The following is a 26,581-nucleotide window of genomic DNA, read 5'->3' as shown; positions in this document are numbered from 1 at the left end:
CAATACCTCATGAAGCCTACACTTTATTATCAATTTAATCCCATAGGTTTTTTGATAACGTCATTGGTATTAATTGTATTTGCGGTGATTTATCTTTATGAACTCTTGTCCAGAAAAAATTATTATTTGTTTTTTGTACTGGGATTACTAATTTACCTTATTAGTAGTTCTATTATTTTTATAAGTGCAACAGATATTATTAATATCAATAATGAGTTGAATTATTATATATGGATTATCAACGCATCACTTTACTTGGGATATCAGGTATTAATTTCTTGGCAGTGGAAAGAGCTTCACTTTTCGAAGGAGAAACCTCAATAATGGTATTTAGCCTTTTATGCTTTTTACTGGTCTTAAGTATAGTTGTAGCCTTATTTTTCTTTTTCTCTAAAAAGAAACTCGTTCAAAAAGAATTGGAGAAAAAAAATCTAGAAATACTTCATCAAAAAGAATTATTGGAAGCGAACCTTTTGGTACAGGAAGAGGAACGCAAACGTATTGGTGGCGAACTTCACGACGATATTAGCTCACAATTGAATTTGATGGCCATGGATCTTCAATTATTAAATAGGCCTCAAATGACTACGGAAGAATTACAAAATACAAGAAAACATCTGTTAGCTTTAATTACGAAGGCCAACGAAAGTTCAAGAAAAATTGCCCATAACCTTTTCCCTCCATTACTGGAGAAATTTGGATTAGGCGCAGCGATGGAAGAGCTTATTGACGATACCAACTTTAGTAATGTAGTTCGTATTGATTTTGAGAATGAATATGACTTAGATTTATTTACAACAGAAGAACAACTCCATATCTATAGGATATTCCAAGAACTCATCAATAATTCCATAAAGCACGGGCAAGCTTCTCACATTCAGATAAAAGTTGTAGTTTTAGAAAAATTTATAAATTTTTCTTATACCGATGATGGATTTGGTTTCAATATTGAGAAACAAGATCATAAAAAATCGGGATTAGGACTTAAAAATATTGAAAACAGAATCTTTTTTCTAAAAGGAAAATCTCAACTAGCATCAAAAGTAGGAAAAGGAATACGATATGATTTTTGGATTCCTTTAAAATAAAAAAACCAGCGATTATAGTCACCCAAAGTTTTAGATTCTTACCCCACAGACCCTAAAACCGATTATAATTTAGCTGGTTTTTGAATATTTTATCTAGTCCCTACTCAAAATTAAATCATTATTTCTATCAACGTATCATCTTTTCTCTTATTTAGACAAAAACAGGTAGTTCTACTTGTTTTTATTATTTTAAAATATCAATCCTTTTTTTGTGTATCAACAGAGAAATTGCACACAAAAGATGAATCAATTTCGTTTAAAACAATTTTTGATATGGTATTTTTATATCCTATTTTTCATTTAAAACTTAACTCATGAAATTTAAATTTTTAATTCTATTTCTGTTTACCTCTTTATTCCTACATGCACAGGAGCGCTTTGTGGATCCTCTTTTTAAGTCCAAAAAAGCAATTGAACGTACGTATGCCCAAAAAGACGGAGAAGACTTAAAGCTGTACATCTATGAACCTCAAAATGATAAATCAACCAAAAGACCGGTGATCATTTTTATGCACGGCGGTGGATTTGGAGTGGGATCTCCCCATAACAAGGATGAGGTGAAGTTTGCCAAAGAATGTGCTCAACGGGGTTTTGTAGCAGTACAAATTGGCTACCGGTTAACCCGAAAGGGGAAATCTTTTGGTTGTGATTTTTCTGCGGAAGGAAAACGGGAAACTTTTAAGAAAGCTGCTAAAGATTACCTTGATGCCGTTACTTATATGATTCAACACAAAGATGAATTTCATATTGATCCTCATAAAATTATCGCCGGAGGAAGCAGTGCCGGAGCTGAAGCTATTTTACATGCGGTTTATCAGCAAGAATTATTATGGGAAGAAAACTCAACTTACGAAGACATCGATTTTGCAGGGGTATTTTCGTTAGCCGGAGCTATATTGGACACCCGGTATATGAATGATGAAAATACTACACCTGCCATCTTTTTCCACGGAACTGATGATAATTTGGTGCCTTATGCTACCGCTGCACATCATTATTGTGAAAAATCACAACCTGGCTATTTAATTTTGGATGGTTCTAGAAGTATTGCTAACCGATTAAAAGAATTAAACACTGCTTACTTACTTTATACGTTTAAAGGAGCAAAACACGAAATCTCTAGCATTCCGTTTGATTACTTACCCGAAATCTTCTCTTATGTTAAGGATGTTTTTCTGGAAAACAATTTTAAACAAACCGAAGTAGTTATTGACTAAAATAGAAAACCCTGAAGAATTCACTTCAGGGTTTGTTTTTATAAAATTTTAAAAAAAGAGTTTTTATTTATTTAAGGCCATAATTGCTTTGGAGTTTACAAACTCTTTTACGCCAAAACCTCCGTGTTCCCTTCCATAACCGGAATCTTTTACACCACCAAATGGCATATTGGGCTGTGCCAGTCCGAAAGAATTAATAAATACCATTCCGGTATCAAAATGCTTTTTAGCTAGTTCAAAGGCTTTTTCTTCATCTTTCGTGAAAATTCCGCCACCTAAACCAAACTTGCTGGAATTGGCAATGTTAAACGCATCTTCTTCATCTTTTGCTTTTATTAATGAAGCTACCGGACCAAAAAGTTCATCGTCGTAAGCCGGCATTCCCGGTTTTAAATTGTCGAGAATAGTAGCGGGATAATAGTATCCTTTTTGGTTAGGTATTTCTCCCCCACATAATACTTTAGCTCCTTTGTTAACACTTTCCTGAACTTGATCGTGTAATTCGTCACGTAGATCTTTTCTAGCCATCGGACCAATTTTTGCTTCATCACCGGTAGGGTCTCCAAAGGTGATGGTTTTCATTTTTTCTACAAATGCTTTTTTGAAATCTTCATAAATCTCTTCTTCTACAATAAAGCGTTTGGCAGCTACACAGGTTTCTCCATTATTATACACCCTACCTTGTACACATTTTTTCACGGCTAATTCAAGATCAGCATCTTTTAAGACAATATAGGCATCATTAGAACCTAATTCTAATACGGTTTTCTTTAATTTTTCTCCTGCTTTTTTGGCGATAATTCTACCAGCAGATGGACTTCCGGTTAAGGTTACCCCTCTCACTAGTTCATGATCAATGATTTTATCGGATAAATCGTGATCTATGACTAATACTTTAAAAAGATTTTCAGGTAAGCCGGCATCATTAAATATTTTTTCAATCATTAATCCTGAACCGGTAACACTTTCGGCGTGTTTAAGCAAAACTCCATTTCCTGCCATTAGATTAGCAATAGCATATCTTATTACTTGATATGCAGGGAAGTTCCAAGGTTGGATACCATAAATCACCCCTAGTGGTGAATAGGTGATTAATCCTTTTCCTCCTTCAGGTAAAGTTCTCTCTTCGTCTTTTAAATTTTCAGGTCCATTCTCTGCGGTCCATTCACAAATAGCGATACATAAATCTATTTCCTGTTCTCCTTGTTTCAACAATTTTCCCATTTCTTGGGTCATCAATTCCACTAATTGTTGCTTATTTTTTTTCAACTCAGCAGCAATTGCTTTTAACTTACTTGTTCTTTCTTCAAATGAAGTGAATTTCCATTTGGAAAATGCTTCGTGACAATCTTCTACCGCTTTTATTGCTTCAGCTTCCTGCATTAAGGTATATTCTTTAATTACTTCTTCTGTAGCGGGATTAATGGTTTTAATTTTCTGTGACATAGCTTTTTTGTTTTTTCTTCAAAACTATGGCTTGTTTAGGCAATTTTTATTAATACTTTGTTATATAACACAAGTTTATTGTTCCTGTTAAAAAAATCTTTAATTTAATAAAAATATAATGCTTAGAGATTACTTTTGACCCATGACCAAACAGGAAGAAGAAATTCAAGAAAATATAGATTCAGAATTAAAAAAATCTGACTCAAAACAGAATAATAGTTCTAAAAAATCACACGGTGAGATTTTAAAAGAACAGATATGTGAGGGCCAAGAAACCTATAATAAAAAAGCCAGTAGTATTATATTAAGTTCGTTAACCGCGGGCTTAGAAATTGGGTTTAGTTTTTTACTTATTTGTACTTTATTTTATTATGCAGGAGGTAGTTTTTCTGAAGAAACACTTTTTAAGCTCATTTCACTGGTGTATCCGGTAGGATTTATTCTTGTCATCCTGGGGCAATCTATTCTTTTTACGGAACAAACTTCCCTCTTAACATTACCTATACTTAATAATAAGCGAGAAGCCGGAAGTTTATTTAGAATTTGGGGGTTGGTGATCTTCGGAAATTTATTGGGTGGTTATCTAATGTCCTTGGTCTTGATTTGGATTGGTCCCAAACTCGGTATTTTTGAATTTTCTACTTTTGAAGCTATTGCCAAACATGTAACCAAACCTGATTCCCTAACCATTTTTGTAAGTGCTATTTTGGCAGGATGGCTTATGGGACTTTTATCTTGGCTCCTTACTTCTTCTTCTGAAACAATAAGTAGAATTGTTATTATTTTTGTAATCACTGCAACGATGTCGTTTACCGGATTGCATCACAGTATTATTGGGAATATTGAAGTTTTCTCGGGAATGATTACTTCTCCTCAAATTGAATTTATCGATTATTTAAAATTTATATGTTTTGCCATCCTCGGAAATGCAATTGGCGGAGCAGTATTTGTAGCTTTACTAAAATATAGGGCTTTTGTGTATAACGTCGATGGAAATCATACTAACTATTAATCTGTTCGGGTGATTTTGAAGTAAACTGAAAACTTCATCAACTCATAAAAACAAAAAATCCTCTCAACTTGAGAGGATTTTTTAATATTATCAGAAATTATTTTATTCCTGAAACATTTCATTAATTCGAGAGCGTAACTTTCGGTTATAATCTTCAAAAAGCCAATCTCTATAATTCTTGGTATTGTTAATAATACAACGTGAATAACGTTTTACACGATCACGGATATCATCTTTTAATTCTCTTGCTAAAATACGCGCATCAAAAACGTCTTCACTATTTTCGGCACACATTTGCGCATGCTGATCTATAGATTTCTCGAGTACCATTTTCGATTTCTCGCCATTATTTACGGCAGACTCATATTCTTCTTTGATATCAAAATCTATATTCTCAGTGTTTTTAAAGAGCTCTCTTACCTCTTCCGGCATTCTGTATTTAAATTCTCGCTCAATGTCTTCATCAGAAACGATGTTCTCTAAGAAGTAATCAGGATTTTTAAAGATTAAATGCCAATCTACGGGAGCATCCCAAAGACCAAAACGAGCAGCGTTGTTTCCTAAATCAATCACATTAAATTCATCTTTATTAGGAATTTTACGTGATCCACGACCAATCATCTGGTAATATAAGGTCAGTGATTTTGTTGCTCTGTTTAAAATAATATTTTCTACGCTTGGTTCATCAAAACCGGTAGTAAGAATACTCACAGAAGTTAAAATAGCATCTGGTTTTTCGCGGAACCATCTTAAAATCTCTTTACGTTCTTTCTTACTATGGGTATTATCTAAATGCTTTACCTCGTAACCAGCATCTTTAAAAGTTTGATAAACATACCATGACGTATTGATACCGTTATTGAAAATTAATGTTTTCTTACCTTTACAACGTTCTTCATAGGCTTGCATCAATTTTTCTTGCATCGAAAAATTGGTATATAAATCTTCTGAAGACTTTACGGTATAATCTCCATTAATTCCCACCTGTAAAGAAGTTAAGCCCACATCATAACTAAATGTATTTGCCCGGGCTAAAAAACCTTTATTAATTAAAGAAGGAATAGACTCTCCTACAATAAGTTCTTTATAGTTATCCTTCATCGGTAACTTAATGTTAGAACTTAAAGGAGTTGCGGTTACTCCTAAAATAAAAGACTTTTCAAAATACTTAAACAGCTTGGTAAACGAATTGTAATGGGCTTCATCAATAATGACTAAACCAACATTACTCACCTCTAATTTATCGTCACTCAAACGGTTATTCAAGGTTTCTACCATTGCTACAAAACACTGGTATTCGTCTTGATCTGGTAGTTCTTTTACTTTACTATTTATAATTTTATTGCGCACCCCAAAACCATTCAGCATTTTAGATGTTTGCTTACAAAGCTCGATTCTGTGGGTAAGGATAACTACTTTTTTATTGGTTTGCTCAATATACCTTCTTATGATCTCCGAAAAAACCACAGTTTTACCCCCTCCTGTAGGAAGTTGGTAAAGCAAATTAAAATCATCCGACTCCTCCTCTAGGTATTCAAAAATTTTATTTAAATCCTTTTCCTGATAATCATATAAAGTTTTTTCTGCAACTTTTTCTGCCATAAATACGTATTCCTAAACTTATCATTATTAAAATAAAACCTTGCAAAATTAACGAGTTTTAAAGGTTTATAGAAATTTTTTGGCCTGAAATCTTAATTTTAATCTATATCACTAGTAATCAAAAGCTTAAAATCTAATAGATTTCAGAAAAAAACGTTCAAAAAAAGTAGTTGAAAAAAATATGCCATTTTTATGAAAATTTTGGTGGCATGATAAAGCAAGGAAGTTTTATTAAATTATTTTTGTAGTGCGTTTAACTATAAAACCCCCTATTGTGAATAATCCGAAAGCACAGAAATTAATAAAGAAAATTTTAGACGATTTGGATCATGTTGGTATTATTACCAATACTTTGGTAGAAGATTTAAAAGCCTTGCGCCCTTATGCTGTTGAAGAAAAGCAACCCGTGGTAGCAAAAGCTATACGTCTTACATGTGAACATCTAGAAGAAAATTTTACATTTGATATTCCTATCCCCGAGGATGATCCAATTGAAGGTGAAGAAGAAGGTTTTGAAACAGATGATTTTAATGCAGACGAGAGTTTAATATACTTGATCAACCTGATTAAAAATTCTGATAATAAAATGAACATAGAAGAAATTAGGGAATACAACAATGCCCTTCAAGAATACGAAGGATAGACCTTCTACTCTATGAATTATTGAAAAGCCTTTGGTATGTTACTAAAGGCTTTTTAATTTCATTTTGTATATATTGAAATTTCAAAATCATACTTTATGAAATACTTTCTTCTTGTGTTCTTCTCTTCTTTTGTCTGCTTTTCTCAAACAAACGACAGTTTATCCCAATTTATAGATTTAGAGGAATATGCCAATAACTTTACGTATGATATTCGGTATGCGACTTCGAATAATTTTTTAGAAGAACCTATTTACGAGTGTGAGAAATGTTTATTGCTTCCGGAAGCAGCCGAAGCCTTAGCTAAAGCCAATAATTATTTTTGTGATTTAGGTTATCAAATCAAAATTTTTGATTGTTACCGACCCTTAAGTGCCCAAAAGAAAATGTGGAAGATTTATCCGGATGCTCGTTATGTGGCAAATCCCTACACTAAAAAATCTGTTCACAATCGGGGTGCTGCCGTAGATTTAACCTTAGTCGATTTAGAAACCGGGCAACCTATCGAAATGGGTACTTCTTACGATTACTTTGGTAAAGAGGCTCATCAGGATTATAAAAACTTAACGGAAGAGATTTTGAATCACCGAAAAACCTTGCGGGAAGGAATGGAAAAATTCGGCTTCCATATCATACGAACGGAATGGTGGCATTACGATTTTGGAGCTGCTTACAGCTATCCTGTGTATGATATTGAATTTAACTGTAATTAAATTCTAGTTAAATTGTGTTATACTTATCTTTAAATAGTTTCACAGTAAGTAGATATTGTCTAGTTTTAAACAAAAAACTATGTCTATACTAACTATTATTTTAAACATTGTATTACCACCTTTAGGTGTTTTCGTAAACAAAGGTTTAGGAAAAGATTTTTTAATTAATCTTATCCTTACCCTTATTTTTTGGTTGCCTGGTGTAATCCATGCTTTTTATGTAACCAGTAAAAGATAATTTACTGGTTTTGTTGCCACTTCCAGGCACTAGCCAAAGCATCTTCTATATTAAAACGGGCTGTCCAGCCTAAATCGGAATTTGCTTTGGTAGTATCTGCGAATGCCGACATAATATCTCCTTCCCTTCTTCCTACAATTTTGTAAGCAAGCTTTTGATGGGATACCTTTTCAAAAGTATTGATTACCTCTAATACCGAGTTTCCTTTACCGGTACCTAGATTAAAAACTTCATAATTCTTTTTGTTTTTATCTTCCAATAAACGTTTTAACGCGACTACATGAGCCTCTGCTAAATCCATCACATGAATATAATCCCGAATACACGTACCATCTTCTGTAGGATAATCATCTCCAAATACTGAAAGTTCCTCTCTTATCCCGGCTGCGGTCTGCGTGATGTATGGAATTAAATTTTGTGGGGTTCCTATGGGTAATTCCCCAATTTCTGCAGAAGGATGCGCTCCTATAGGGTTAAAATACCGAAGTGAAATAGCTTTAAAAATATCGTTGGCTTTCGCAAAGTCATTAAGAATCTCCTCTCCTATTTGTTTGGTATTGCCGTAAGGTGATTCTGCTTTTTTCACCGGCGCATTTTCTGTAATTGGTAATTCATCAGCTTGGCCATAGACTGTACACGAAGAGCTAAAGATAAAATTAGTCAACTCCCTTTTTTTCATTTCCTGAAGTATATACACCAAGGTGTTGATATTATTTTCATAATACAATAAAGGTTCTTCTACACTTTCTCCTACGGCCTTTGAGGCGGCAAAATGAATGATTCCTTTGATATCGGAATGCTCTTCAAAAAAATTGGAAACTAGTGCTTTATCCTTTAAATCTAATTTGCAAAATTCTGGGGTTTGGTTAGAGATGGAAGCAATTCCTTCTAATACCGAAATGGATGAATTAGAAAGGTTATCGATAATAACTACTTCAAAGCCTTCGTTTAATAAGGCAACAACCGTATGCGACCCTATAAATCCAAGACCTCCGGTAACTAATATTTTCATTCTTAGATGGTTTATTTAATGTTGTGAAGATAAGTAATCCTATTTAAAGCGAAGGAAGAAAATTTCTGATTTTATACTTATTCGCCTATGCTAGAAGAACCTAAAATTAACGGCTTTTATGCTTGCGTGGTTGTGGGAACAGGAAAAAAAATTTTCTTTATAGCTTATGATTTCTTACAATCTACTATGGGGGAAATTTGCAATTATTTGATAAGGTGTTTTCAGTAGTACTTTTTAGCACGTTTTATCATTAATTAGTTGTCGAGTTCAGATTTCCATTCCATCAACAAGTTTTTCAACTCCATTGTTCTCTTTTCATTTAATTCCGTCATACAAATATTGTAAAAAGCAAAACCTCCTTGGGCAGCATCCCTACTTTTGTATTCTGTTATTCTACATTTTCCTTCACAATAATTTTTCCAACCGTTTTGGCTTTGAATCAGATAAGTCTTATAATTTTGAGCATCAGAGGATCCTATACTGTCGAGAAACTCAACAGTTTCTTTATATATTTTTTCAAGTTTTGATTTTGATTCACTCAATTTTTTTGCAATATCTGCTCTAACTTCAATCGTATTTTTTAATTGGTTGTCATTTGTATCCGATTGAGCTTTACATGTATTAAAAATGAAAAGCATTGAAATTATTAAAATTAGATTTGGATATGTATGCATTTGAGTGATTCTTCGTATGCCGCACAACAGTTTGGCAATGATTATATATTTTATACCTATTTTTCTTTCCAGTTTGGCGTTCTAAAATCCTGCTTAACAGCTTCTTGTAATTGATTTATTTCTTCCTGACTAATATTCAAGTTTCCACCTAGTAATAACATATCCAGTTTTTTTAACTTATTGAGAGGCTTCACCGTTTGTAGTTCGTTGTCAGCTATTCCAAGTTCTTGAAGGTTTTCTAATTCTTCAAAACCATTTAAATTAGTAATACCTGTGTGCCATAAATATAACGTTTCAATTTCTTTTAAATAATTGATGCTTTCAATTTCCTTAAGAGGATTATCAGATGCTATAAACTGTTTTAAATGGGGAGTAAATTTTAGAAATTTTAGATGATTGATTGAATTTGACGAAACATTTAAGTTGCTTAAGTTTACATGTTCTTTATGAATTATGATTTCGTCAATCTGATTTTTTTCAATAGTTAAACTCTTCAGATTGGGTATATGTTCAATATTAAGTTTTCCATTAATAAAATTATCAGAAATGTCCAGATAGCGAAGCCTATTATGTTTTCTGAAGTGATCAAAAGAAACTAACTGATTTCCACTTAGATCTAAATTGGTGAGAAATTCACAATGTTCAATACCTGTTGCATCTTTTAAATTGTTATTTCTAAGATCCAACCAAGTAATTTTGTGTTTGGATGAAAAACAATCCAGGCTATTAATATGATTATTTGCCAGATTCAAAGCAGGTAAGGTGACAAGCTTATTTATTGGAGCTATATCGGATATTGAGTTTTTTTCCAGGAAAAGTCCCGTAAGATTCTTGAGTTCACCAATTGGAGTTATATCAGCTATCTTATTTCTACCTAAGTGAATCTTTCTAAGGTTTTTCAAATACTCAATACCAGAAAGATCTTCTATCTCTTTATTTCTTGCATGTAATGCCAGGATTGAATCTAAACTTTTAGCACCCGTATCAATAATAGCTTTTTTAAGATTTTTATCAATTATTTTTTCTATTCCATTCATATACAATTAATTACAAGGTATTTATATATAGCAAGTAGCGAGTTATTATGAGTTATTTTTCAATCTCGCCACCAACCAAAACTTTTTTAAACGCCTGCCGGACGATCAGGTTTTGTTTTTAGCTTTTATAGTTCAAAAATCCCACCTAAGGACTACAGTTACCCAAATAGAAAACAACAACGACCGTACATCACAGGATTTGACGGCAAATCAAATAGCCCAAAATTTCCGGTTTATCCACAAAGCCCGCTATTTGCTAGATACGACAGACGTATTATTGCTTTTTCTTTTGGTCGTAGTTGCTTTTTTGTAAAAAACGTATCGGGTCATTCATTTCTATCATTTCAATGATTGCTTCATCTTTATTTTCAGCATTTTTCATATACTCTTCTGCAATTTTATAACCGATATAATAGCCTAAATCACTTGGTTTATCTTTGATTTCACCATTAAAAAGCCAATTATCACTAACTGTATTACACAATTCATTTTTAAAGTCTTCCCAAAGTTCGGCTTCGTGTTTATCACCATAACTATACATTTCAGAATTTAACTTGACATCTGAAATCAGTTCGCCAATAAAATCGGCTATTCCTTCTTGTAAAGTATCGTATAATAGTGGACAAATTATAGCTTCCTCATCATATTGGTCGGTTTGTTGTGTGTGCACATATTCGTGAGCCACCAATTTTTTAATTTCCTGAACTACATTTACATTATCTTTAAACATTTCCTTGAAGGATGGATTTAACTCAGAAAGATCATTAAATTGTGTGGCTGCCATAATTTCTGTTCCTATCAATAAAAAATTATCTGATACTGTTCCCCCTACATTCATATTTCCAATAAAAAAACAGACTCTTTTGTCTTTGAAACCCGGATAAATTGCTCTGAAGTTTTCTACGATTTCCTTAATCGTTGAATCTGAATTTTTAACTTTAAACGTGTTTTGCTTTATAGAATTATAAAATTTGGGATACTTAGCAATTGCTTTAATCATCGATTCTGGCGTAATGCTCCACTTTTTAATAAAATCCTTAAATCCGTTAGTTGCTCTGTCAATGTAAACCGTCTGCATTAAATTAATGCTATCTCTATACGTTTTTGCTTTTTTTAAAGCATCAAAAGCTTCCCAAAAATGTTCTATATCTAAAGTCTGTATTAGTTTTTCATTTTCGGCTTCAAGTTCTTTGGCTATTTCTTCTCTTCGTTTTAATTCTGATTTGGTCAACTTATGGATAAAGATGTTAATTTTTCCCTGCTCTGGGTTTCTTTCATAGGTACGAGGAACAAATTTTAAAATGTAATTATCTGTTTTCGTAGGCGAGTATTCTATTAATTCATAACCCGTGTAGGAATTAGGGGTGTCTTTATTAAAAAGTTCACGCCCATCTGAATCGAATAATTGAAGTCTAATGTCTATTCCGTTTTGTAAGACTTTAAATTTATAAAGCCCATCTTTTTTTAGATTTAGCTGATATGTAACATCTGAATCTTTTTTAAGGGAAATGTCATGATATTCTTTGTCTACAGAAAGTACTTCTAAAGATTGGCCAAATGAGAAATTGAGCGTGAGTATAAAAAAAAGGACTACCGTTACCTTATCTCTTAAATATTTTCTTTTCATCTATTTTTTGTTTTAAAATTCTGCCAACGTTTTTCATATGGCTTGTGATGGTTAGGGCTTATGTTTTAGTTTCAAATTTTTTAATTGTTTCAGGAGTTACCGGTGTAAACAAATTAACTAAATTACCGTCAGGATCACGGAATAAAAGCGATTTGTTTCCCCAAGGCATTGTTGTGGGTTTCTGAACGAGGTAAGGTTTTAAGAAATCAACTAAGCGTTTATAATCTTTTTCTACATCATCTACTAAAAACTCGATAATCGCACTGCGGTTTTGTGAAGCCTGTGCTACATCTGCTCCACCAAAAAATTGTAATGTTCTCGTGCTTCCTATAGCTAAGGTTGCTGTTTTTGTTTGCAGCTCGGCAAAATCAGGTGTGTATTGCACTACGGGCATACCTGTTACGTGCTCATAAAATTTTACCAAACCGTTTAAATTGGCAGTAATGATACGAATGGATACTAAACTCATTTTTTTAGGTTTTTAATTACGCTGCAAAAGTAATTTCAGGTTATGACACAGGTATGTCAGGGGTCTTGAACTTTTTTTCTTTTTCTGCCAAATACTCCTGTACGGTGAGCGTATGAGGAGTAAATTTTAATTGGGTTTGATCAATTTTCAGAATTCTGTCCAACCGAAACATTCTGTAATCCTTTCTTAACCTACAATACGCTATAAGTGTCCAATTCTCTTGTAAACTGTAATAGAACGCAAAAGGCTCTATTAGCCTTTCGGTTGTTTTGTTTGCACCTTCACTTTGATAGGTAATCGTAAGCGCTTGAAAGTTTGTCAACGCATTTTGAATTAACATGAGCGAATTACTTGTATTTACGCCTGATATTACAGGACTTACAGCAACTCGTTTTGCTATCAATTCTGTTTTTTCCCGGGTGGAATATCGCAGAACTGCTTTTATCTTATTGATGGCTTTTATATATTCTTTAATAAGTGAACTGTCTCTGTTTTTAAGTACTAATTGTTCAACTGTAATTAAAGCATTTGCCTCGCTTTCAGAAAACATTATTGGTGGAATTTTATACCCCTCCATCAGGGAATATCCTTTTCCTTCTTCGGTCAATATAGGCACTCCTGCTTTTTCTAAAGCTCTAATGTCGCGATAAATTGTTCGAACACTTACCCCAAATTTTTCAGCAAGACTTGTGGAAGTAATAAGTTGTTTTGTTTGCAATTGGGTTAAAATTGCAGTCAGTCTTGAAATTCTCTTCATGTCCTGATCTTTCATGGCAGGTGTGACGTTTAATTTTTTTTTCACATTACCGCTAACAGTCTCGTATAACCATCTGTTACGGTTTTAAAGTTACTATTTTTCGGTTAGGAACTGACGTTAGCAATTCCGAGTGTATTGCTTTGCCAGTTCGCACTTCGTGCTCATGTCGGATGTAGTAAAATCTGCCGTAATTATGGTTATAGATTGTTACTACACGTTTTTTTATTTCAGTTCTATCATTTTATGTCCAATATCAGTCTTGTGAAATGTTCTTAAATTTATTGTTTTTCCAATTTGATTTTCAATCAAATACGGGACATCTCCATCCATAAAAAGTATGTCAAAACCTTCAAAGTTAATCCGTTCCCAAGACGATGTTTTGTAATTCTGTTGTTTAATTGATACTCTCATTAGAGTTGAATCAGTTTTAAAATAGATTGTGTCTTGAAACATTCTATTTTTCCAGAAGAACTTTTTTCCAATCAAGTCAATCTTTTGATTATGTTTTAGATTATTTGGTAACTTCCTATAAATTTTTAAAAAGTCACTATTCGGTGTTTTTATGACTAACGAATCATTTTCCATTTTAACAATTTCATATTGTTCAGGAATTTCGTCAACGTTTTGACTTTCAAAAATGATGTTATTGGAAAACGTCATATTGTTACTTTCTCTGATTTTAGTTCCATAAGAGTATTTTGAGCCTTTTGCAAAACACTTATTGTTTTTAAAAGTCAATAGATTTTGTTCCGCAAAAACCATATTTATTTTTCCAGTTTTTGAGTTTGAGGTATATTCTCCAATCCAAGTTCCTTTTAAGTCTTTATCAGTTTGACAAGCTATAAGGAATAGAACTAAAATTAATGATATGCTTAACGTTTTTCTCAAATGTATAATAACGTTATTTAATAACAATCAGTTGCAGGTTGTTTAGAAACTAAGATAGCTAAAATTACCGACTTTTATGCTTACGTGATTGTGTACTCAGGGCACAGAGCCGAAATTATTGTTATACGGTGTGGCTGTTGCATAAGTTCTTTTTGAATCAAACTTCGAATTAAAAACAGTTTTAAGAAATACTATACAACTGAAAAAACAACAACTTAACTGTTGTAATGAATCAGGACAACTCTTTTTTAGAAATATAGGCTTGTGCAACGGCTACTATTGTTGCCACCAGTTTTTTAATTCCACATTTTCTCAAATAACCTCGGACAAATCGCTTTCAAAGTTTCAGGCTCTTCCTCCTTCCAAGTAAACTCGAAATTCGGATAATTCTCTTCGTTTGTTTTGAAATCGTCAGATATGTAGTCGTATAATTCTTTTCCTGTTTTATTTTCAAATGCTGTTAATGCTACATACCAAAAACTTTCAAAGTCATAATATTCTTCACCTTCTACTAATTCCGAAATTAAACTGTCTGGATTTTGCTTTGCTTTATAATAAGTGTCTTTACCTCGTGATATTATCCAATTTCTAAAATATTCAAATCCATCGTCCGAACAACCTTCATTCATTATATATCCAGCACACCACATTTCAGAATTATATGTGTCGTAAAGAAGTTTGTCAGTCCTCAATCTAAAACCAATCATTTGTTTTGGTGTCAATTTTTCAATTTCTTTCACTAAAAACCATTCTTGTTCATCTTGATTTTTAGTATTCTTTACCGAAGAGTCAATTATATTCCAGAATATTGTTTCGTCCAACATTTCACTCGTTTTCTCAATTTCGTGATTGTAAGTTTTTGGCGCTTGTTTTTGGGCAGGTTCTTTCTTTCCGAAAAATTTTTCAAATATTCCCATTGGATTACCGTTTTTCGTGTTTTGATTATAACTAAATATCAAAAATGATGTAAATATTATTGTTGCGAGTTGGCGCATTCAAGGTTCTAACGCAACAAGTGTTGCTATTTTGGGTTTAGTACAATTTAGTATAATTTATAAAAATTAAGCTGCATTTTGCTTAAATATTTCGTTAGGGGTTTTATAGTTAATAATTTTCCTATATCTGTTATTGATTTTGTCTTCACATTAGGCCTTCTCCGCTGCGATTTTAGATAAGGTAGTAGTTTGATTCGTATTTTGTTCAGACTAGCCTGTGTCTATAAATATGCATATAGATAGCTCGATAAGAAATAGTCATCACCGGATCATTGGGGTATTTATCTTTTCATCTCCATGAATTTGATTAGGACCCCAGCCTTTTAATAAACCTTTATAAACAAAGAACTTGAGCCTTTTATATGTATTTATTTTATCAAGTTTTTTTGTTGAGGTAATCATCTTTGGCCATCCTGTTAGCTAAGGTTGTATCATATTTATCATCAGAAGAGATCATCCATTTATTGATCTCTCGGGTTATGGTGCAGCTGGCTCTTTTAAGCTTTTTAGCGATGAAAGCTTTGGAGTTGTTGCGTTAAGTTATTGAATCTAGATTCTTTTTGGAATGGAACGACATAACTGTTAGGTCGTCAACCAAAATTAACGAATGTTATCTTTTAATCACCCGAATAAATGCCTTTTTACCTGCTGCATTTATTTCTAAAAAATATACACCTACTTCTCCTGGAATATTAAGTTGTAACAAGTTAGTAGCTGCAAATGATTTTTTAAGTACTTCTTGCCCTAATGTATTGCGTACAATTACATTGGTATGATTATAGTTTTCATTTAAATTAATGGTTAATGTGCCATTGGTTGGGTTGGGATATACCTTTGGCCTGCTTTCAAATCCACTATCTATAACGCTTAAGACTGATAAATCATACACCTGCACATGTCCAGTAAAGCTTACGCTTATACCATTGAAGGGAGCTCCAATAGCTATGGTATTGGCATCGGGCATGCATACAGAGTGGCCTGATTGGCCAAAAGCGGTTTCTCCATTAATGTTTGCGCCTTTTTGTGCCCATATTGTGCCATTCCATTGGAAAATACGCACACGACCTAAAGTTGTTCCGTTTCCGTCATTATAGGGAGCCCCAATGGCTATGGTATTGGCATCGGGCATACTTACAGAATAGCCTAAGTTGTCGCCAGCCGCCTCTCCATCAATGTCTGTGCCTTTTTGTGTCCATATGGTACCATTCCATTGGTAAATACGCACTTGGCCAGCATCTGTTCCGTTTCCATCATTTCTAAATGCTCCAATGGCTATGGTATTGGCGTCGGGCATGCTTATAGAATGGCCTGAGTTGTCACCAGCCGCCTCTCCATCAATGTCTGCGCCTTTTTGTGTCCATATGGTACCATTCCATTGGTAAATACGCACTTGACCAGCATCTGCTCCGTTTCCGTCGTTTCTAAAAGCTCCAATGGCTATGGTATTGGCATCGGGCATGCTTACCGAGTTTCCGGATTGGTCGCCAGCCGCCTCTCCATCAATGTTTGCTCCTTTTTGTGTCCATATGGTACCATCCCATTGATAAATACGTACATGACCGGAAGATGTTCCGTTTCCGTCGTTCCGTAAGGCTCCAATGGCTATGGTATTGGCATCGGGCATGCTTACAGAATGGCCTGACTCATCACCAAACGCCTCTCCATCAATGTCTGCTCCTTTTTGTGTCCATACTGTACCATTCCATTGGTAAATACGTACATGACCGGCATATGTTCCGTTTCCTTCATTGTAGGGAGCTCCAATTGCTATGGTATTGACGTCTGGCATACTTACCGAGTAGCCTGCCCGGTCACCAGCCGCCTCTCCATCAATGTCTGCTCCTTTTTGTGTCCATATTGTGCCATTCCATTGATAAATACGAACATGGCCAGCATTTTCTCCGTTTCCGTCATTCCTATAAGCCCCAATGGCTATGGTATTGGCATCGGGCATGCTTACAGAGTGGCCTGATTCATCACCAGCCGCCTCTCCGTCTATATCTGCACCTTTTTGTGTTTGAGCATGAGTTGTGTTTACAGTAAGTACCATACTTGCTGCAAATAGTATGGATTTAATGTTGTTTGTGATTTTTGTTTTCATTCTAAAAGTTATTTGCCTTTGCAAATTAATAGAATGTTCTACAGTGTGAAGTTGCCTCAGGATAAGTTATTGAGCTTTTTTGCTTTTAAAAAAATATGCTTTTCCCTACTGTATTGTTGCAGTGTCATATTTAAATAACTTGCTACGTATTTATCTTGTGTATTTTTCAGAATCCAGTTGGCCCTCCCTACTATTTCATGAAAAAGTGAAAAGCGTTTTGATGGATTTCGATATTGCAATACAATCATTCTATTTTCGCGATCGAGAAGAATTTGTTCATATACTTTAAACATGACGTAACTGAACTCATGGTTGTTTTGCGCTAAAATTTCGATATCATTCTTTTCAATTGAAATGATTTCTGTATCCATTATGGCTTCGTGCACTTCTAGCGATGGTGAGCCATCGAGATAACTTTTAAGATTATTAAAACTCAAGCCTTCAGGCGTAATATTGATGGTCTTAGAATCTTCTTCGTCAAAAATATATTGGTGCACAACCCCCTTTACTACTATGTTTGCCTTTGTTTCGACCTCTCCAATCTTTAAAATGGATTCTCCTTTATTGTATACATACTTCGTAAAATATTTGCTTATTTCTTCAAATGTTTTATCAGTAAGCTGATGGTCTGCTTTTAGAAAAGTATGCAATAAATCAACGTCGTGTGAACTTAAGGTATTCATACTTTAATTCTATTTTCTGTGTTGCTCTTCCGTTTTCATATAACGGTGTTGTGGTTAGTTGCTTGTCAGTCGACTAATTTAGCAAACAAAAACTTGCAAAGAAAATTCCTTCGGAATTTTCCAAATAAGCAACGATCAAAGTAATTAATTATAGGTGTTATTGAATCCAAGCATTTTTGGTTGATAATGTGTTTGGATATGGTTTTGTGGCATGAATATCCGAGAAGATTTTCCGTCGTAAACCGAACCTACCTCTGCCGGCGGGCAGGGATAGCAAATTTGCGAGGACTTTCCGCGAGTAAAGTCAGAAGCAATGACCTATGTGTGCATAGTTTTTTTCATTCGTAATCCATAGTTCAAATTAATCACAGGAATAGTCATTACAATTAAAATGAACAATAACAGCGGAAAGTCTGAATCAATTATTTTCATTTCCACAAGTAAGTTCATTCCAATTATTGAAACTACTGCTCCGATAATCAGAAGTAAAATTCCTTTTCCAATATTCAGTTTCTTTCCAGTAATTAATTCGTCAATTTTAATAAATCCAAAAATCGTAATTCCGTAAACAATTCCAGTTGCTAAAAATAAAAGAAATACTCCAGCCACCATATCATTCGTAAAAGGAAATTCCGTATTCTCCAGAGTCCATTGAATTAAATAATAAATGGATACTGAAATCATAACTTCAATTATAATCCATAAAATATTTTTCCAATTCAATTTTTTCATTTTTACAATTTTCTCAAATTATGCCCAACGGTCTCGTATAACCGTCAGTTAAGGGTTTAAAGTTACTGTTTTTCGGTTAAGCACTGACGCTTGCAATTTCGAGTTGATTGCTTTGCCAGTTCGCACTTCGTGCTCGTGCCGGATGTAGTAAAATCTGCCGTAATTACGGTTATACATGTTGTATGCAGTTATTTCTTCCATTTATACTTTTCCAATTCAATTGCTTCGTCAAAATATGCTTTAAACCTATCAGACATTCCTTTTTCAGTAAATTTTACAATTGTGTAAGAACTGTCCCAAGCGATTATTTCCACTTTAGAATTCTCAATTTGTAAATTTCCATTTTTCCAAATTTCTGCATTTCCTTCTGCATATGGTGTTTTTATTTTTTCAGTATCTAATTCTAAATTTTTGTCAATTCCAGAAAATGCTCCCCAAACAATTTGAGTTTTAGTTTCGCAAATCGTTTTCATTTCTTGCGATGAAATTATAAAATAATCTTCTTCGTGATTAATTGGAAGGTTTTCAGCATTCCAACTGCTAAATTCTAAATCCGAAATCAGCCATTTCAAATTTTGAATATCTTTTTCAATCGGCTTTAGCAATACACTTAAATTCGTGTGATATTCTAATTTACTTATATTTTTTATTATCCAATTCAATTTTCAAGAGTTCGCTTTAATTACTTATAACGTTTTGTATAAATGTACTAGTGGCTTAAAATGTCCGAGATTTAAGTTAATGTATAAATTTTATTTTAAACATTAACTTTATTGTTAAAACTTTAACCGCTATTACATTTATATTTTGTTGGCTATAGTTATGTCATTTTAGAATGTGTAACTAATATTTGCAGAACTAACACTTCCCGCAAATGTTGCAGATTGTTCTTCAACAATTTCTTTATCTACGTAAATTCTCATTCGGATTGAATAGTCGCAGTTAACTCCGGATGCACAATCACTATCATCTTCATAGTTGAGAATGAGAATATTTCCTTCACTAGCTTCAACTTCACTATAAGTTCTGGAAAAAGGAAAGCTTCCAACCGCTTGTTCTTCAGAGATATTGTTTATTTGGGTTGTAATAATTGCGTCAGGACCAAAATCTCCGTTATTTGTAATAACAACTTCAAATTCAACATTTGCTATAGTATTTTGATTATCATTGTTATCGTCAGAAGAACATGATAATAAAAAGAAAATTGATACAATGATTGATAATGTGTTTAATTTCATTTGTTTATTTTTTAAATTCATTTGTTTCTAATTATAGCCAACATGCAAATAAACGCATGGCGTTTATCTACACTATATAACTTCTCCAAATATAATTAAATTATCTTTTATCTAAAACAGCGCCAAAGCAAATGTTCAGTCTCACTTAGCACCTAAACAGCCTTTAAGGAAAGCTTAAAAGAGGAATATGAGCGAATGACATAGGAATTGAAGGTGGATAATCCTATCGGAATTATGAACGATTCTACAATCCAAAAACAACATTAGGATATAATTAAAATTTAAATAGTCCCTTTAAAGAACTTGGACTAAGGTTTTTTATAGGATACGCTGTTAGGCAATGTTTTTTTATTCAATATCCTTTGATTCTGGTGGTGGAGGTGGCGGAGTAGGCATTTTATAACCGCGAAAACCTACTTTAAAATCAAATTTATCTTTCAATGTTTTAATTTCACTCAAGTTTAATTCAGCTACTTTTTTTTTGAATTTTGAGATTGCAATTGAATCACTATAACTTTTTACAGCAAAAAGTGTTTCTTTAAGTTTATTTTCTATTTGGGTAGGTTTTGTCAAACTATCCCAAGAAATTAAATATACAAGTCTTTTTCTATACTCATTTTGCATCCATCCTCTTGTAGCTTCTAAAACTTCATTTTCTATATTTGAACCAGATGAAACAAACTCATTATCAACTAAAGTTTCGTTATTAGAATTAATTTGAATAGTAACTACGCCGTGTACCGAAGTAAAATAATCACATTCTTTTAGTACAAATGCTGGAAATTTAATGTTAAGCCCGTTCGTATTTGATAATGCGATAAAATTACTTCTATCACAAAGATCAATTTTAAGTTGACTTTCAATATCATCAACTAAATCAGAATTATATTTATTAAATTTAATTTTAGCAATTTTTTCATTTTCAGAAATCATTTTATTTAAAAAACTTTTTAATTCAACAGATTTTTTAACTGTTTTACAGGAAATAAATACTGTAGTTGATATAAAAATTAATATGTAAATTATTTTTTTCAAATTTTGCCTAACATGCGAATAAACGCATGGCGTTTATCTACACTATATCACTTCTCCAAATATAATTAAATTATCTTTTATCTAAAACAGCGCCAAAACAAATATATACAGCCTCGCTTAGCAACCAAACAGCCTTTAAGGGTAGCTTACAATAGAAAGAGCAAAAAATTGGCTTTAATTGCCGTATGTAATAAGCTATTAAAACAGGCTTTTGCGATAGCAAAATAAGGACTACTTTATGATGATTCTCATAGAAGTAATTTAGTGAAAAATTAATGAGTTTTTACTTGTTTTTTACCACAGTACTTTGTTGGCAAACGTTTTGTTCGCTCATTTAGTTACATATCTCCCAGTAAACCAGATAAAACTCCATAAAATAAATTTATTTCAATAAAACATAATAATCCTATTATTCCCAAATAAATGAATGTCCAAAAAGATTGAGATTTATATTTGAAAATAGAATATATAACACATAACACTAATTGAATGAAGGTTATTAGTGCAATGTTTTTTGAAATAGATAAATACATGACATTGTCATTTTTAAGCCCAAAATATAATAATGAAACGAACAAGAAAAATAAAATAATACTTGCGATAATGTTGTATTTCCATATTTTTTTCATAATCAATCGAACCAATCTTTAATATTATTTATTATATCATTTGCTTTATCCGTCGCAGTAACTTCTTTTGGTTTTGGGTCTGGGTCAGTTCTTTTTGTAATCATATCTTGTGGGTTTTCAATAACGTGTATTAAACCATCGATAAAAATTGATGCTACTTCTTCCGATATAGGTTTAAAGTATCCCATAGCAGATTTTAGAGCTTCAAACCCCTCTCGCACTCCAAGATACCAATAAGCAAAGTCCTCAAAATTTTCAGCACATTTATTTATTAGTTCATCACGATTTATTAATATATTTCCTTCAAACTCTCCATCTATCATTTTTAAAAAATAATAAGTTCGTTTATCCCATTTGTTTTCAAAATAATCTTTTAACGCTTCGTGGATTGTTTGGAAGTTATCGGTTGCATCATCTATTTTATTTTCATTATTTATGTCCATACCTACGACATAAGATGCAATATCTCCTTCAAGATTTACCATTGCTCCATAACTACTACCAAAGACTGGAAATAACGTAGCAGAACGCTTTTCAGGTGTTGTAACCCTATCTAAAGCAAGTTTACCTGTACCAGCACCTAAATCGCCAACCCAAGTATTTAATTCCAACCCAGTTCCACCTTGAGTAGGAATACTGAAATTGATTGAACGCCAACTTCTTCGTGAATCTAAACCGATAATTAAATGACCAAAATCTACAGCCTTATATTTGCTGTCAAAGACTTCAAAACTATTAAATAATGATTCGAAAAGATCTGCTTCGCAAGTACTAGAACACTTTAGTTCTTTTCTCGCATCAGCAACAACTTCGCTATTTGTATATTCATTAAACGCAAAATTTCTCTGTTTACTCTTTTCATTTTGGTAATCTAAACTCCATTCTGTTCCATAGTATATTCCTCTAATTATGCTTATTCTATCATTTACATCATCGTAACCATTCTCAATCAGAATATCTTCGCTTTGTTTTACAAGTTTAATTAATCCTGCGAAGTTTTTTGCAGGATTTGATTTTTGACAAGTACATTTTTTACCACTTGAAATTAATACACGACCACAATGGACATTCGATACGCTATAAAACAAAAAATCGTCATCATTTGCATAAAAATCTAAATACGCATCTTTCTCTAAAGTTCTTTCTGTTAATTTAAGTTTTATTTTCCAACCATATTGAACGTCATTAATATCTATGCTGTAATTATATAAACCGTCATTAAGTTTTGTTATTTTCTTTTTACTAATAAATTCAACACCTTTTGCTTTAATTGTAATATTCCCTTCATTGTCTTTCGCTTTTTCATTTCCTTGTTCTACATTAAATTCAATGGTAGCATCAGTTTCAAGTTTGATACCTTTTAGCTTAATAGTTCTTTTATCTTCATCGATATACTTTGATAGTTCAATTGTTTCCTTTAGATTGTTTGAAATTTTGAAACCTAATTCTTTCTGTTCAGAGTTAACTGAAATTAGTGGAATAAAATCATCCTCTATTTCATCTAAAGTTTTTTCTATTTTTTTGATACCAATTGTATCAATTAGAAAACACATCATATCATAATGCACTAATTGATTTTTGAAGTAATTTTGAAACTCTAATTTATTAGTTTTATATGTGGTTGTTTCAATTGTAGAAATGGATTGTGAATTTGGAATACTTACAAATTTATTTTTTAGAAAATCCTTGAAGTTATCTCCAAATTTGAACGAAACTTCTATTGAATTGTCCTTTTTCAATTCTATAAATGCACATATTTCATGTTTGCCAACGGAAACAGATTGTTTTTTTTCTCCAGCTAATACTCCTTTAGGGTATGTGTATGATAATAAGTTAATCAGTTTGTTGTCATTTGATAGGGACAGAGTTTTTCTGTCAGACTTTTTTAGATTAGGAAATAGTTCTGCTCCATCAAAAATCCACATTGCTTTTCCCTTATAACCACCAACTTTTGGTAGAAAAGTATCAGCAAAATCTAAACTCCCATAAGAAGACCAATCTAATTTAAATACATTATGAGGTTGTGAATTTAAAGTAATACGCTCAAAGTAAGTCAATCCATCTATATCAATGTTTTCAGGCGATTGCAATTGGATTTGACCCAATGGACTGTTCTCAAAGTAACGATTATTGTGTGCTTGTAATTCATCAAAAGTTTTAAATTCCATAACTCATATTTTATTATATAACGGATTTTTTTTGAAAATGTCTGCTAACATGCGAATAAACGCTATTGCGTTTATCTACAATATATCACTTCTCCAAATATAATTAAATTATCGTTTATCTAAAATAGCGCCAAAGCAAATGTTCAGCCTCACTTAGCACCTAAACAGCCTTTAAGGGATGCTTATAATGGAAAGAGTAAAAAATTGGCTTTAATTGCCGTATGTAATAAGCTATTAAAACAGGCTTTTGCGATAGCAAAATCAGGACTCCTTTATGATGATTCTCATAGAAGTAATTTAGTGAAAAATTAATGAGTTTTTACTTGTTTTTTACCACAGTACTTTGTTGCCAGTAGTGTTTTATTTCCGCTGTTGCAATTCAATAATTACTTCTTTATTTCCGCAAATAACTTTTATTCTATTTAAACCCCAATTTCCCGAGGTTATCATATGTTCATTTTTAAATTCAAATTTTTTAATTCCACCATTTGCATTTTCGTCATTCTCAACTTTTACTATTGGCGTCAATTCAATTATTCGATTGATATTTTGAAAACTGTCTTTATTAATTCTTTCGGATATGTGAACTTCTTTTATATATGGTTTCCAATGTCCGTCATATTTTATTTCTCCTTTAATTTTATAAGAGATCAATGATTTACTATTAAATAAGTTCAATTTACTTTCAACAATATCTACTTTTAAATCTTCTATTGTCAAATCTTCTTGGTAAGACCACCAAGAGACATTGTAAGTTATAGGTATCTCTATTTTTGGTTTTCGAGGTTCATTAGATAAAATCCCTTTTCGCCCAAAATCAGTCAGATAGAGATAAGTTCCGCCAAGAATGAGAACTATTATTAAAATAATTCCAAGTATTATTTTTAGGACTTTTTTCATTTTTCGCATTACTGGCAACATGCAAATAAACGCTATTGCGTTTATCTACCCTATATCACTTCTCCAAAGATAATTAAATTATCTTTTATCTAAAACAGCGCTAAAACAAATATATACAGCCTCGCTTAGCCCCCCAACAGCTTTTAAGGGATGCTTAAAAGAGGAATATGAGCAAGTGATATAGGTATGGAAGATGGATAAGCCTATCGGAATTATAAACATTTCAACACCACAACATCATTATTATGAGATAATTAAAATTTAAATAGTCCCTTTAAAGAACTTGGACTAAGGCTTTTCATAGGATACATTGTTGGCAATAGTTATTTTTTATTCCAATCGTTTTGTCTATTTTTCCACCAATCCAGCCATCTTTTCTTAGCTGTTTCTGATGAACATATATAGACTTTATTATCTTCTACATAATATTGAACTTTATAACCAAGACTACAGTAATTAAATACATTGTTGTTTGTTATATCCTTGATTAATTCTCCAAAACGACCGCTTTGGAATCCTGTACAAGAATATCCATTTAAGTTCTGTTTGAACAACTCTTTCTCAATATATACGGATTCAGATAAATTACTTTTTATTGATTTTAAAATGTTAGGAATAAACTCTTTATCGCAAATATCATCCGGCGTTTTAAATTCTATTATCCTTTGTTTTAAACTATCGTTTATTTCATTTTGAATAGGTGCATCTTTGTCAATGTATCTAATTAATGCGTTAACAATAGTCCAAGAGTCATTAATACTTTTTTGCATTGCATCCATTAAAATCGGAACGTCAGACTGCCAAGGGTCTCTCATAAGCAGTTCAATAGACAAATCTCTTATTTTTTCATTCTTTGAATACACAAATTCAAGAATGGTTTTTCGAGCTTTTGAATTTACAAAGCTTTCAGTAAATCTTCCTGTGATATTACTTTCAATTCCAATTAAATGTAAAGTGTACAGAACACCGAATTTCCCATTTTCAGTACTTGTAGAATTGTAAAAATCTGTAAGTGGTTTTATTGCTTCTTCTTTTCTTGAAGCTATTGAATACATCAAATCTGTATAACCAATCCAATATCGTTTTCCTGTCATTTCTAACTCCCAATCATTTTCAAGCTTCAAAATCAAAGTTTCTAAGTCAGTCTTAGTGTCAATATTTATTTTTTTAGTTCCTCCTTCTACAATTCGATAAACTTCAGAACTACTTTGCCCAATCAGATTTGATGAACATAGAAGAATAATAAAATTTAATAATAGTAGGTTCTTCATAATTATTGCCAACATGCAAATAAACGCTATTGCGTTTATCTACCCTATATCACTTCTCCAAATATAATTAAATTATCTTTTATCTAAAACAGCGCCAAAACAAATATATACAGCCTCGATTAGCACCTAAACAGCATTTAAGGGATGCTTACAATGGAAAGAGCAAAAAATTGGCTTTAATTGCTGTATACAACAAGCTACTAAAACAAGCTTTTGCCATAGCAAAATCAGGGTTGCTTTATGATGATTCTCATAGAAGTAATTTAGTGAAAAATTGACCTAGATTTACTTGTTTTTTACCACAGTACTTTGTTAGCGGTAGTTTTTATTATTTCGTATTCTATATGTTCTTATTATGTTTTCTAATTCTCTGTGTGTTACATTCAGAGAGTCAATTTCAATTTTTTC

25 protein-coding genes and 3 pseudogenes are annotated in these 26,581 nt (G+C 32.5%); 8 read left to right on the top strand and 20 right to left on the bottom strand.

Annotated features, from left to right (window positions below):
- Positions 1-230 precede the first annotated feature (230 nt).
- Both FVB9532_RS02095 and FVB9532_RS02090 read left to right on the top strand, forming a co-directional pair.
- Positions 231-1,088 (top strand): sensor histidine kinase, encoded by an 858-nt coding sequence (locus FVB9532_RS02095; protein ID WP_150543562.1) that lies wholly within the window; start codon positions 231-233, stop codon positions 1,086-1,088.
- 314 nt (positions 1,089-1,402) lie between these two features.
- A complete protein-coding gene (locus FVB9532_RS02090; RefSeq protein WP_150543561.1) occupies positions 1,403-2,305 on the top strand; it encodes an alpha/beta hydrolase in 903 nt (300 codons plus the stop codon).
- 63 nt (positions 2,306-2,368) lie between these two features.
- Here FVB9532_RS02090 and FVB9532_RS02085 read toward each other — a convergent pair whose 3' ends face one another.
- Entirely contained in the window at positions 2,369-3,751 is a 1,383-nt protein-coding gene (locus FVB9532_RS02085; RefSeq protein ID WP_150543560.1) for an NAD-dependent succinate-semialdehyde dehydrogenase, read from the bottom strand.
- Positions 3,752-3,893: 142 nt separating this feature from the next.
- Between FVB9532_RS02085 and FVB9532_RS02080 the strand changes: the two genes are divergently transcribed.
- Positions 3,894-4,763, top strand: coding sequence for a formate/nitrite transporter family protein (locus tag FVB9532_RS02080; protein ID WP_150543559.1), 870 nt, complete (start codon positions 3,894-3,896; stop codon positions 4,761-4,763).
- Between the two features lie 102 nt (positions 4,764-4,865).
- Here the strand turns inward: FVB9532_RS02080 and FVB9532_RS02075 are convergent, their stop codons facing one another.
- On the bottom strand, positions 4,866-6,365 hold the full coding sequence (locus FVB9532_RS02075; RefSeq protein WP_150543558.1) for a DEAD/DEAH box helicase: 1,500 nt from the start codon (positions 6,363-6,365) through the stop codon (positions 4,866-4,868).
- Between the two features lie 274 nt (positions 6,366-6,639).
- Between FVB9532_RS02075 and FVB9532_RS02070 the strand changes: the two genes are divergently transcribed.
- The 3 genes from FVB9532_RS02070 (at position 6,640) to FVB9532_RS02060 (ending at position 7,957) form a co-directional block, all read left to right on the top strand.
- Positions 6,640-7,008 carry a hypothetical protein gene (locus FVB9532_RS02070; protein ID WP_150543557.1) on the top strand — a complete coding sequence of 123 codons (369 nt, stop codon included), beginning with the start codon at positions 6,640-6,642 and terminating at the stop codon, positions 7,006-7,008.
- Between the two features lie 96 nt (positions 7,009-7,104).
- Positions 7,105-7,719, top strand: coding sequence for a M15 family metallopeptidase (locus FVB9532_RS02065; protein WP_150543556.1), 615 nt, complete (start codon positions 7,105-7,107; stop codon positions 7,717-7,719).
- Positions 7,720-7,798: 79 nt separating this feature from the next.
- Complete coding sequence (locus tag FVB9532_RS02060; RefSeq protein WP_150543555.1) at positions 7,799-7,957, top strand: YqaE/Pmp3 family membrane protein; 159 nt, start codon at positions 7,799-7,801, stop codon at positions 7,955-7,957.
- 1 nt (position 7,958) lies between these two features.
- Here the strand turns inward: FVB9532_RS02060 and galE are convergent, their stop codons facing one another.
- From galE to FVB9532_RS01985, 16 genes and pseudogenes are all read right to left on the bottom strand, one after another.
- The gene (gene galE / locus FVB9532_RS02055) at positions 7,959-8,969 is read right to left on the bottom strand and encodes a UDP-glucose 4-epimerase GalE (RefSeq protein ID WP_150543554.1); all 1,011 of its coding nucleotides are present in this window, start codon (positions 8,967-8,969) and stop codon (positions 7,959-7,961) included.
- 254 nt (positions 8,970-9,223) lie between these two features.
- Positions 9,224-9,643 carry a lysozyme inhibitor LprI family protein gene (locus FVB9532_RS02050; protein WP_150543553.1) on the bottom strand — a complete coding sequence of 140 codons (420 nt, stop codon included), beginning with the start codon at positions 9,641-9,643 and terminating at the stop codon, positions 9,224-9,226.
- Between the two features lie 56 nt (positions 9,644-9,699).
- Positions 9,700-10,680, bottom strand: a complete 981-nt coding sequence (locus FVB9532_RS02045; RefSeq protein WP_150543552.1) for a leucine-rich repeat domain-containing protein — start codon at positions 10,678-10,680, stop codon at positions 9,700-9,702.
- A gap of 274 nt (positions 10,681-10,954) precedes the next feature.
- Positions 10,955-12,307: a gliding motility protein GldB-related protein gene (locus FVB9532_RS02040; RefSeq protein ID WP_150543551.1), complete on the bottom strand. Its 1,353-nt coding sequence runs from the start codon at positions 12,305-12,307 to the stop codon at positions 10,955-10,957.
- Between the two features lie 58 nt (positions 12,308-12,365).
- On the bottom strand, positions 12,366-12,776 hold the full coding sequence (locus FVB9532_RS02035) for a VOC family protein (protein ID WP_150543550.1): 411 nt from the start codon (positions 12,774-12,776) through the stop codon (positions 12,366-12,368).
- 40 nt (positions 12,777-12,816) lie between these two features.
- Positions 12,817-13,548 carry a helix-turn-helix transcriptional regulator gene (locus FVB9532_RS02030; protein WP_150543549.1) on the bottom strand — a complete coding sequence of 244 codons (732 nt, stop codon included), beginning with the start codon at positions 13,546-13,548 and terminating at the stop codon, positions 12,817-12,819.
- A gap of 207 nt (positions 13,549-13,755) precedes the next feature.
- A complete protein-coding gene (locus FVB9532_RS02025) occupies positions 13,756-14,421 on the bottom strand; it encodes a hypothetical protein (protein WP_150543548.1) in 666 nt (221 codons plus the stop codon).
- Between the two features lie 296 nt (positions 14,422-14,717).
- Positions 14,718-15,416 carry a DUF4240 domain-containing protein gene (locus FVB9532_RS02020; protein WP_228482235.1) on the bottom strand — a complete coding sequence of 233 codons (699 nt, stop codon included), beginning with the start codon at positions 15,414-15,416 and terminating at the stop codon, positions 14,718-14,720.
- Positions 15,417-15,567: 151 nt separating this feature from the next.
- Positions 15,568-15,948 (bottom strand): annotated as a pseudogene (locus FVB9532_RS20080) (IS30 family transposase); the annotation flags it as partial.
- A 78-nt stretch (positions 15,949-16,026) separates the two neighbouring features.
- Positions 16,027-17,517 (bottom strand): T9SS type A sorting domain-containing protein, encoded by a 1,491-nt coding sequence (locus FVB9532_RS02015; RefSeq protein ID WP_150543547.1) that lies wholly within the window; start codon positions 17,515-17,517, stop codon positions 16,027-16,029.
- 56 nt (positions 17,518-17,573) lie between these two features.
- Complete coding sequence (locus FVB9532_RS02010) at positions 17,574-18,200, bottom strand: Crp/Fnr family transcriptional regulator (protein ID WP_150543546.1); 627 nt, start codon at positions 18,198-18,200, stop codon at positions 17,574-17,576.
- 318 nt (positions 18,201-18,518) lie between these two features.
- Complete coding sequence (locus tag FVB9532_RS02005) at positions 18,519-18,932, bottom strand: hypothetical protein (protein WP_150543545.1); 414 nt, start codon at positions 18,930-18,932, stop codon at positions 18,519-18,521.
- Between the two features lie 188 nt (positions 18,933-19,120).
- The gene (locus tag FVB9532_RS02000; RefSeq protein WP_150543544.1) at positions 19,121-19,594 is read right to left on the bottom strand and encodes a hypothetical protein; all 474 of its coding nucleotides are present in this window, start codon (positions 19,592-19,594) and stop codon (positions 19,121-19,123) included.
- A 168-nt stretch (positions 19,595-19,762) separates the two neighbouring features.
- Positions 19,763-20,170, bottom strand: a complete 408-nt coding sequence (locus tag FVB9532_RS01995) for a hypothetical protein (protein ID WP_150543543.1) — start codon at positions 20,168-20,170, stop codon at positions 19,763-19,765.
- A 348-nt stretch (positions 20,171-20,518) separates the two neighbouring features.
- Complete coding sequence (locus FVB9532_RS01990) at positions 20,519-21,205, bottom strand: hypothetical protein (protein WP_150543542.1); 687 nt, start codon at positions 21,203-21,205, stop codon at positions 20,519-20,521.
- 631 nt (positions 21,206-21,836) lie between these two features.
- Positions 21,837-24,002 (bottom strand): hypothetical protein, encoded by a 2,166-nt coding sequence (locus FVB9532_RS01985; RefSeq protein WP_150543541.1) that lies wholly within the window; start codon positions 24,000-24,002, stop codon positions 21,837-21,839.
- 189 nt (positions 24,003-24,191) lie between these two features.
- On the opposite strand from FVB9532_RS01985, the pseudogene FVB9532_RS19640 reads away from it, so the two are divergent.
- Positions 24,192-24,314: pseudogene (locus FVB9532_RS19640) on the top strand (IS110 family transposase); the annotation flags it as partial.
- A gap of 48 nt (positions 24,315-24,362) precedes the next feature.
- Here the strand turns inward: FVB9532_RS19640 and FVB9532_RS01975 are convergent.
- Positions 24,363-24,902: a hypothetical protein gene (locus FVB9532_RS01975; protein WP_150543540.1), complete on the bottom strand. Its 540-nt coding sequence runs from the start codon at positions 24,900-24,902 to the stop codon at positions 24,363-24,365.
- A gap of 323 nt (positions 24,903-25,225) precedes the next feature.
- A complete protein-coding gene (locus FVB9532_RS01970; RefSeq protein WP_150543539.1) occupies positions 25,226-26,173 on the bottom strand; it encodes a hypothetical protein in 948 nt (315 codons plus the stop codon).
- Positions 26,174-26,328: 155 nt separating this feature from the next.
- Between FVB9532_RS01970 and FVB9532_RS19635 the strand changes: the two are divergent.
- Positions 26,329-26,451 (top strand): annotated as a pseudogene (locus FVB9532_RS19635) (IS110 family transposase); the annotation flags it as partial.
- Between the last annotated feature and the right edge of the window lie 130 nt (positions 26,452-26,581).

Origin of the sequence: Mesonia oceanica (assembly GCF_902499555.1) — a bacterium.
GTDB classification, from domain to species: Bacteria; Bacteroidota; Bacteroidia; order Flavobacteriales; family Flavobacteriaceae; genus Mesonia; species Mesonia oceanica.
This window is presented reverse-complemented; position numbering and strand designations above follow the sequence as displayed.

Coding starts and splice junctions, on each gene's coding strand:
- FVB9532_RS02085 (WP_150543560.1), bottom strand. CDS start 3,751: ATGTCACAGAAAATTAAAACCATTAATCCCGCTACAGAAGAAGTAATT.
- FVB9532_RS02090 (WP_150543561.1), top strand. CDS start 1,403: ATGAAATTTAAATTTTTAATTCTATTTCTGTTTACCTCTTTATTCCTA.
- FVB9532_RS01975 (WP_150543540.1), bottom strand. CDS start 24,902: ATGAAAAAAGTCCTAAAAATAATACTTGGAATTATTTTAATAATAGTT.
- FVB9532_RS02035 (WP_150543550.1), bottom strand. CDS start 12,776: ATGAGTTTAGTATCCATTCGTATCATTACTGCCAATTTAAACGGTTTG.
- FVB9532_RS02095 (WP_150543562.1), top strand. CDS start 231: ATGGATTATCAACGCATCACTTTACTTGGGATATCAGGTATTAATTTC.
- FVB9532_RS02065 (WP_150543556.1), top strand. CDS start 7,105: ATGAAATACTTTCTTCTTGTGTTCTTCTCTTCTTTTGTCTGCTTTTCT.
- FVB9532_RS02045 (WP_150543552.1), bottom strand. CDS start 10,680: ATGAATGGAATAGAAAAAATAATTGATAAAAATCTTAAAAAAGCTATT.
- FVB9532_RS02010 (WP_150543546.1), bottom strand. CDS start 18,200: ATGAATACCTTAAGTTCACACGACGTTGATTTATTGCATACTTTTCTA.
- FVB9532_RS02060 (WP_150543555.1), top strand. CDS start 7,799: ATGTCTATACTAACTATTATTTTAAACATTGTATTACCACCTTTAGGT.
- galE (WP_150543554.1), bottom strand. CDS start 8,969: ATGAAAATATTAGTTACCGGAGGTCTTGGATTTATAGGGTCGCATACG.
- FVB9532_RS01995 (WP_150543543.1), bottom strand. CDS start 20,170: ATGAAATTAAACACATTATCAATCATTGTATCAATTTTCTTTTTATTA.
- FVB9532_RS02020 (WP_228482235.1), bottom strand. CDS start 15,416: ATGCGCCAACTCGCAACAATAATATTTACATCATTTTTGATATTTAGT.
- FVB9532_RS02050 (WP_150543553.1), bottom strand. CDS start 9,643: ATGCATACATATCCAAATCTAATTTTAATAATTTCAATGCTTTTCATT.
- FVB9532_RS02015 (WP_150543547.1), bottom strand. CDS start 17,517: ATGAAAACAAAAATCACAAACAACATTAAATCCATACTATTTGCAGCA.
- FVB9532_RS02080 (WP_150543559.1), top strand. CDS start 3,894: ATGACCAAACAGGAAGAAGAAATTCAAGAAAATATAGATTCAGAATTA.
- FVB9532_RS01970 (WP_150543539.1), bottom strand. CDS start 26,173: ATGAAGAACCTACTATTATTAAATTTTATTATTCTTCTATGTTCATCA.
- FVB9532_RS02030 (WP_150543549.1), bottom strand. CDS start 13,548: ATGAAAGATCAGGACATGAAGAGAATTTCAAGACTGACTGCAATTTTA.
- FVB9532_RS02040 (WP_150543551.1), bottom strand. CDS start 12,307: ATGAAAAGAAAATATTTAAGAGATAAGGTAACGGTAGTCCTTTTTTTT.
- FVB9532_RS02005 (WP_150543545.1), bottom strand. CDS start 18,932: ATGAAAAAATTGAATTGGAAAAATATTTTATGGATTATAATTGAAGTT.
- FVB9532_RS02075 (WP_150543558.1), bottom strand. CDS start 6,365: ATGGCAGAAAAAGTTGCAGAAAAAACTTTATATGATTATCAGGAAAAG.
- FVB9532_RS01985 (WP_150543541.1), bottom strand. CDS start 24,002: ATGGAATTTAAAACTTTTGATGAATTACAAGCACACAATAATCGTTAC.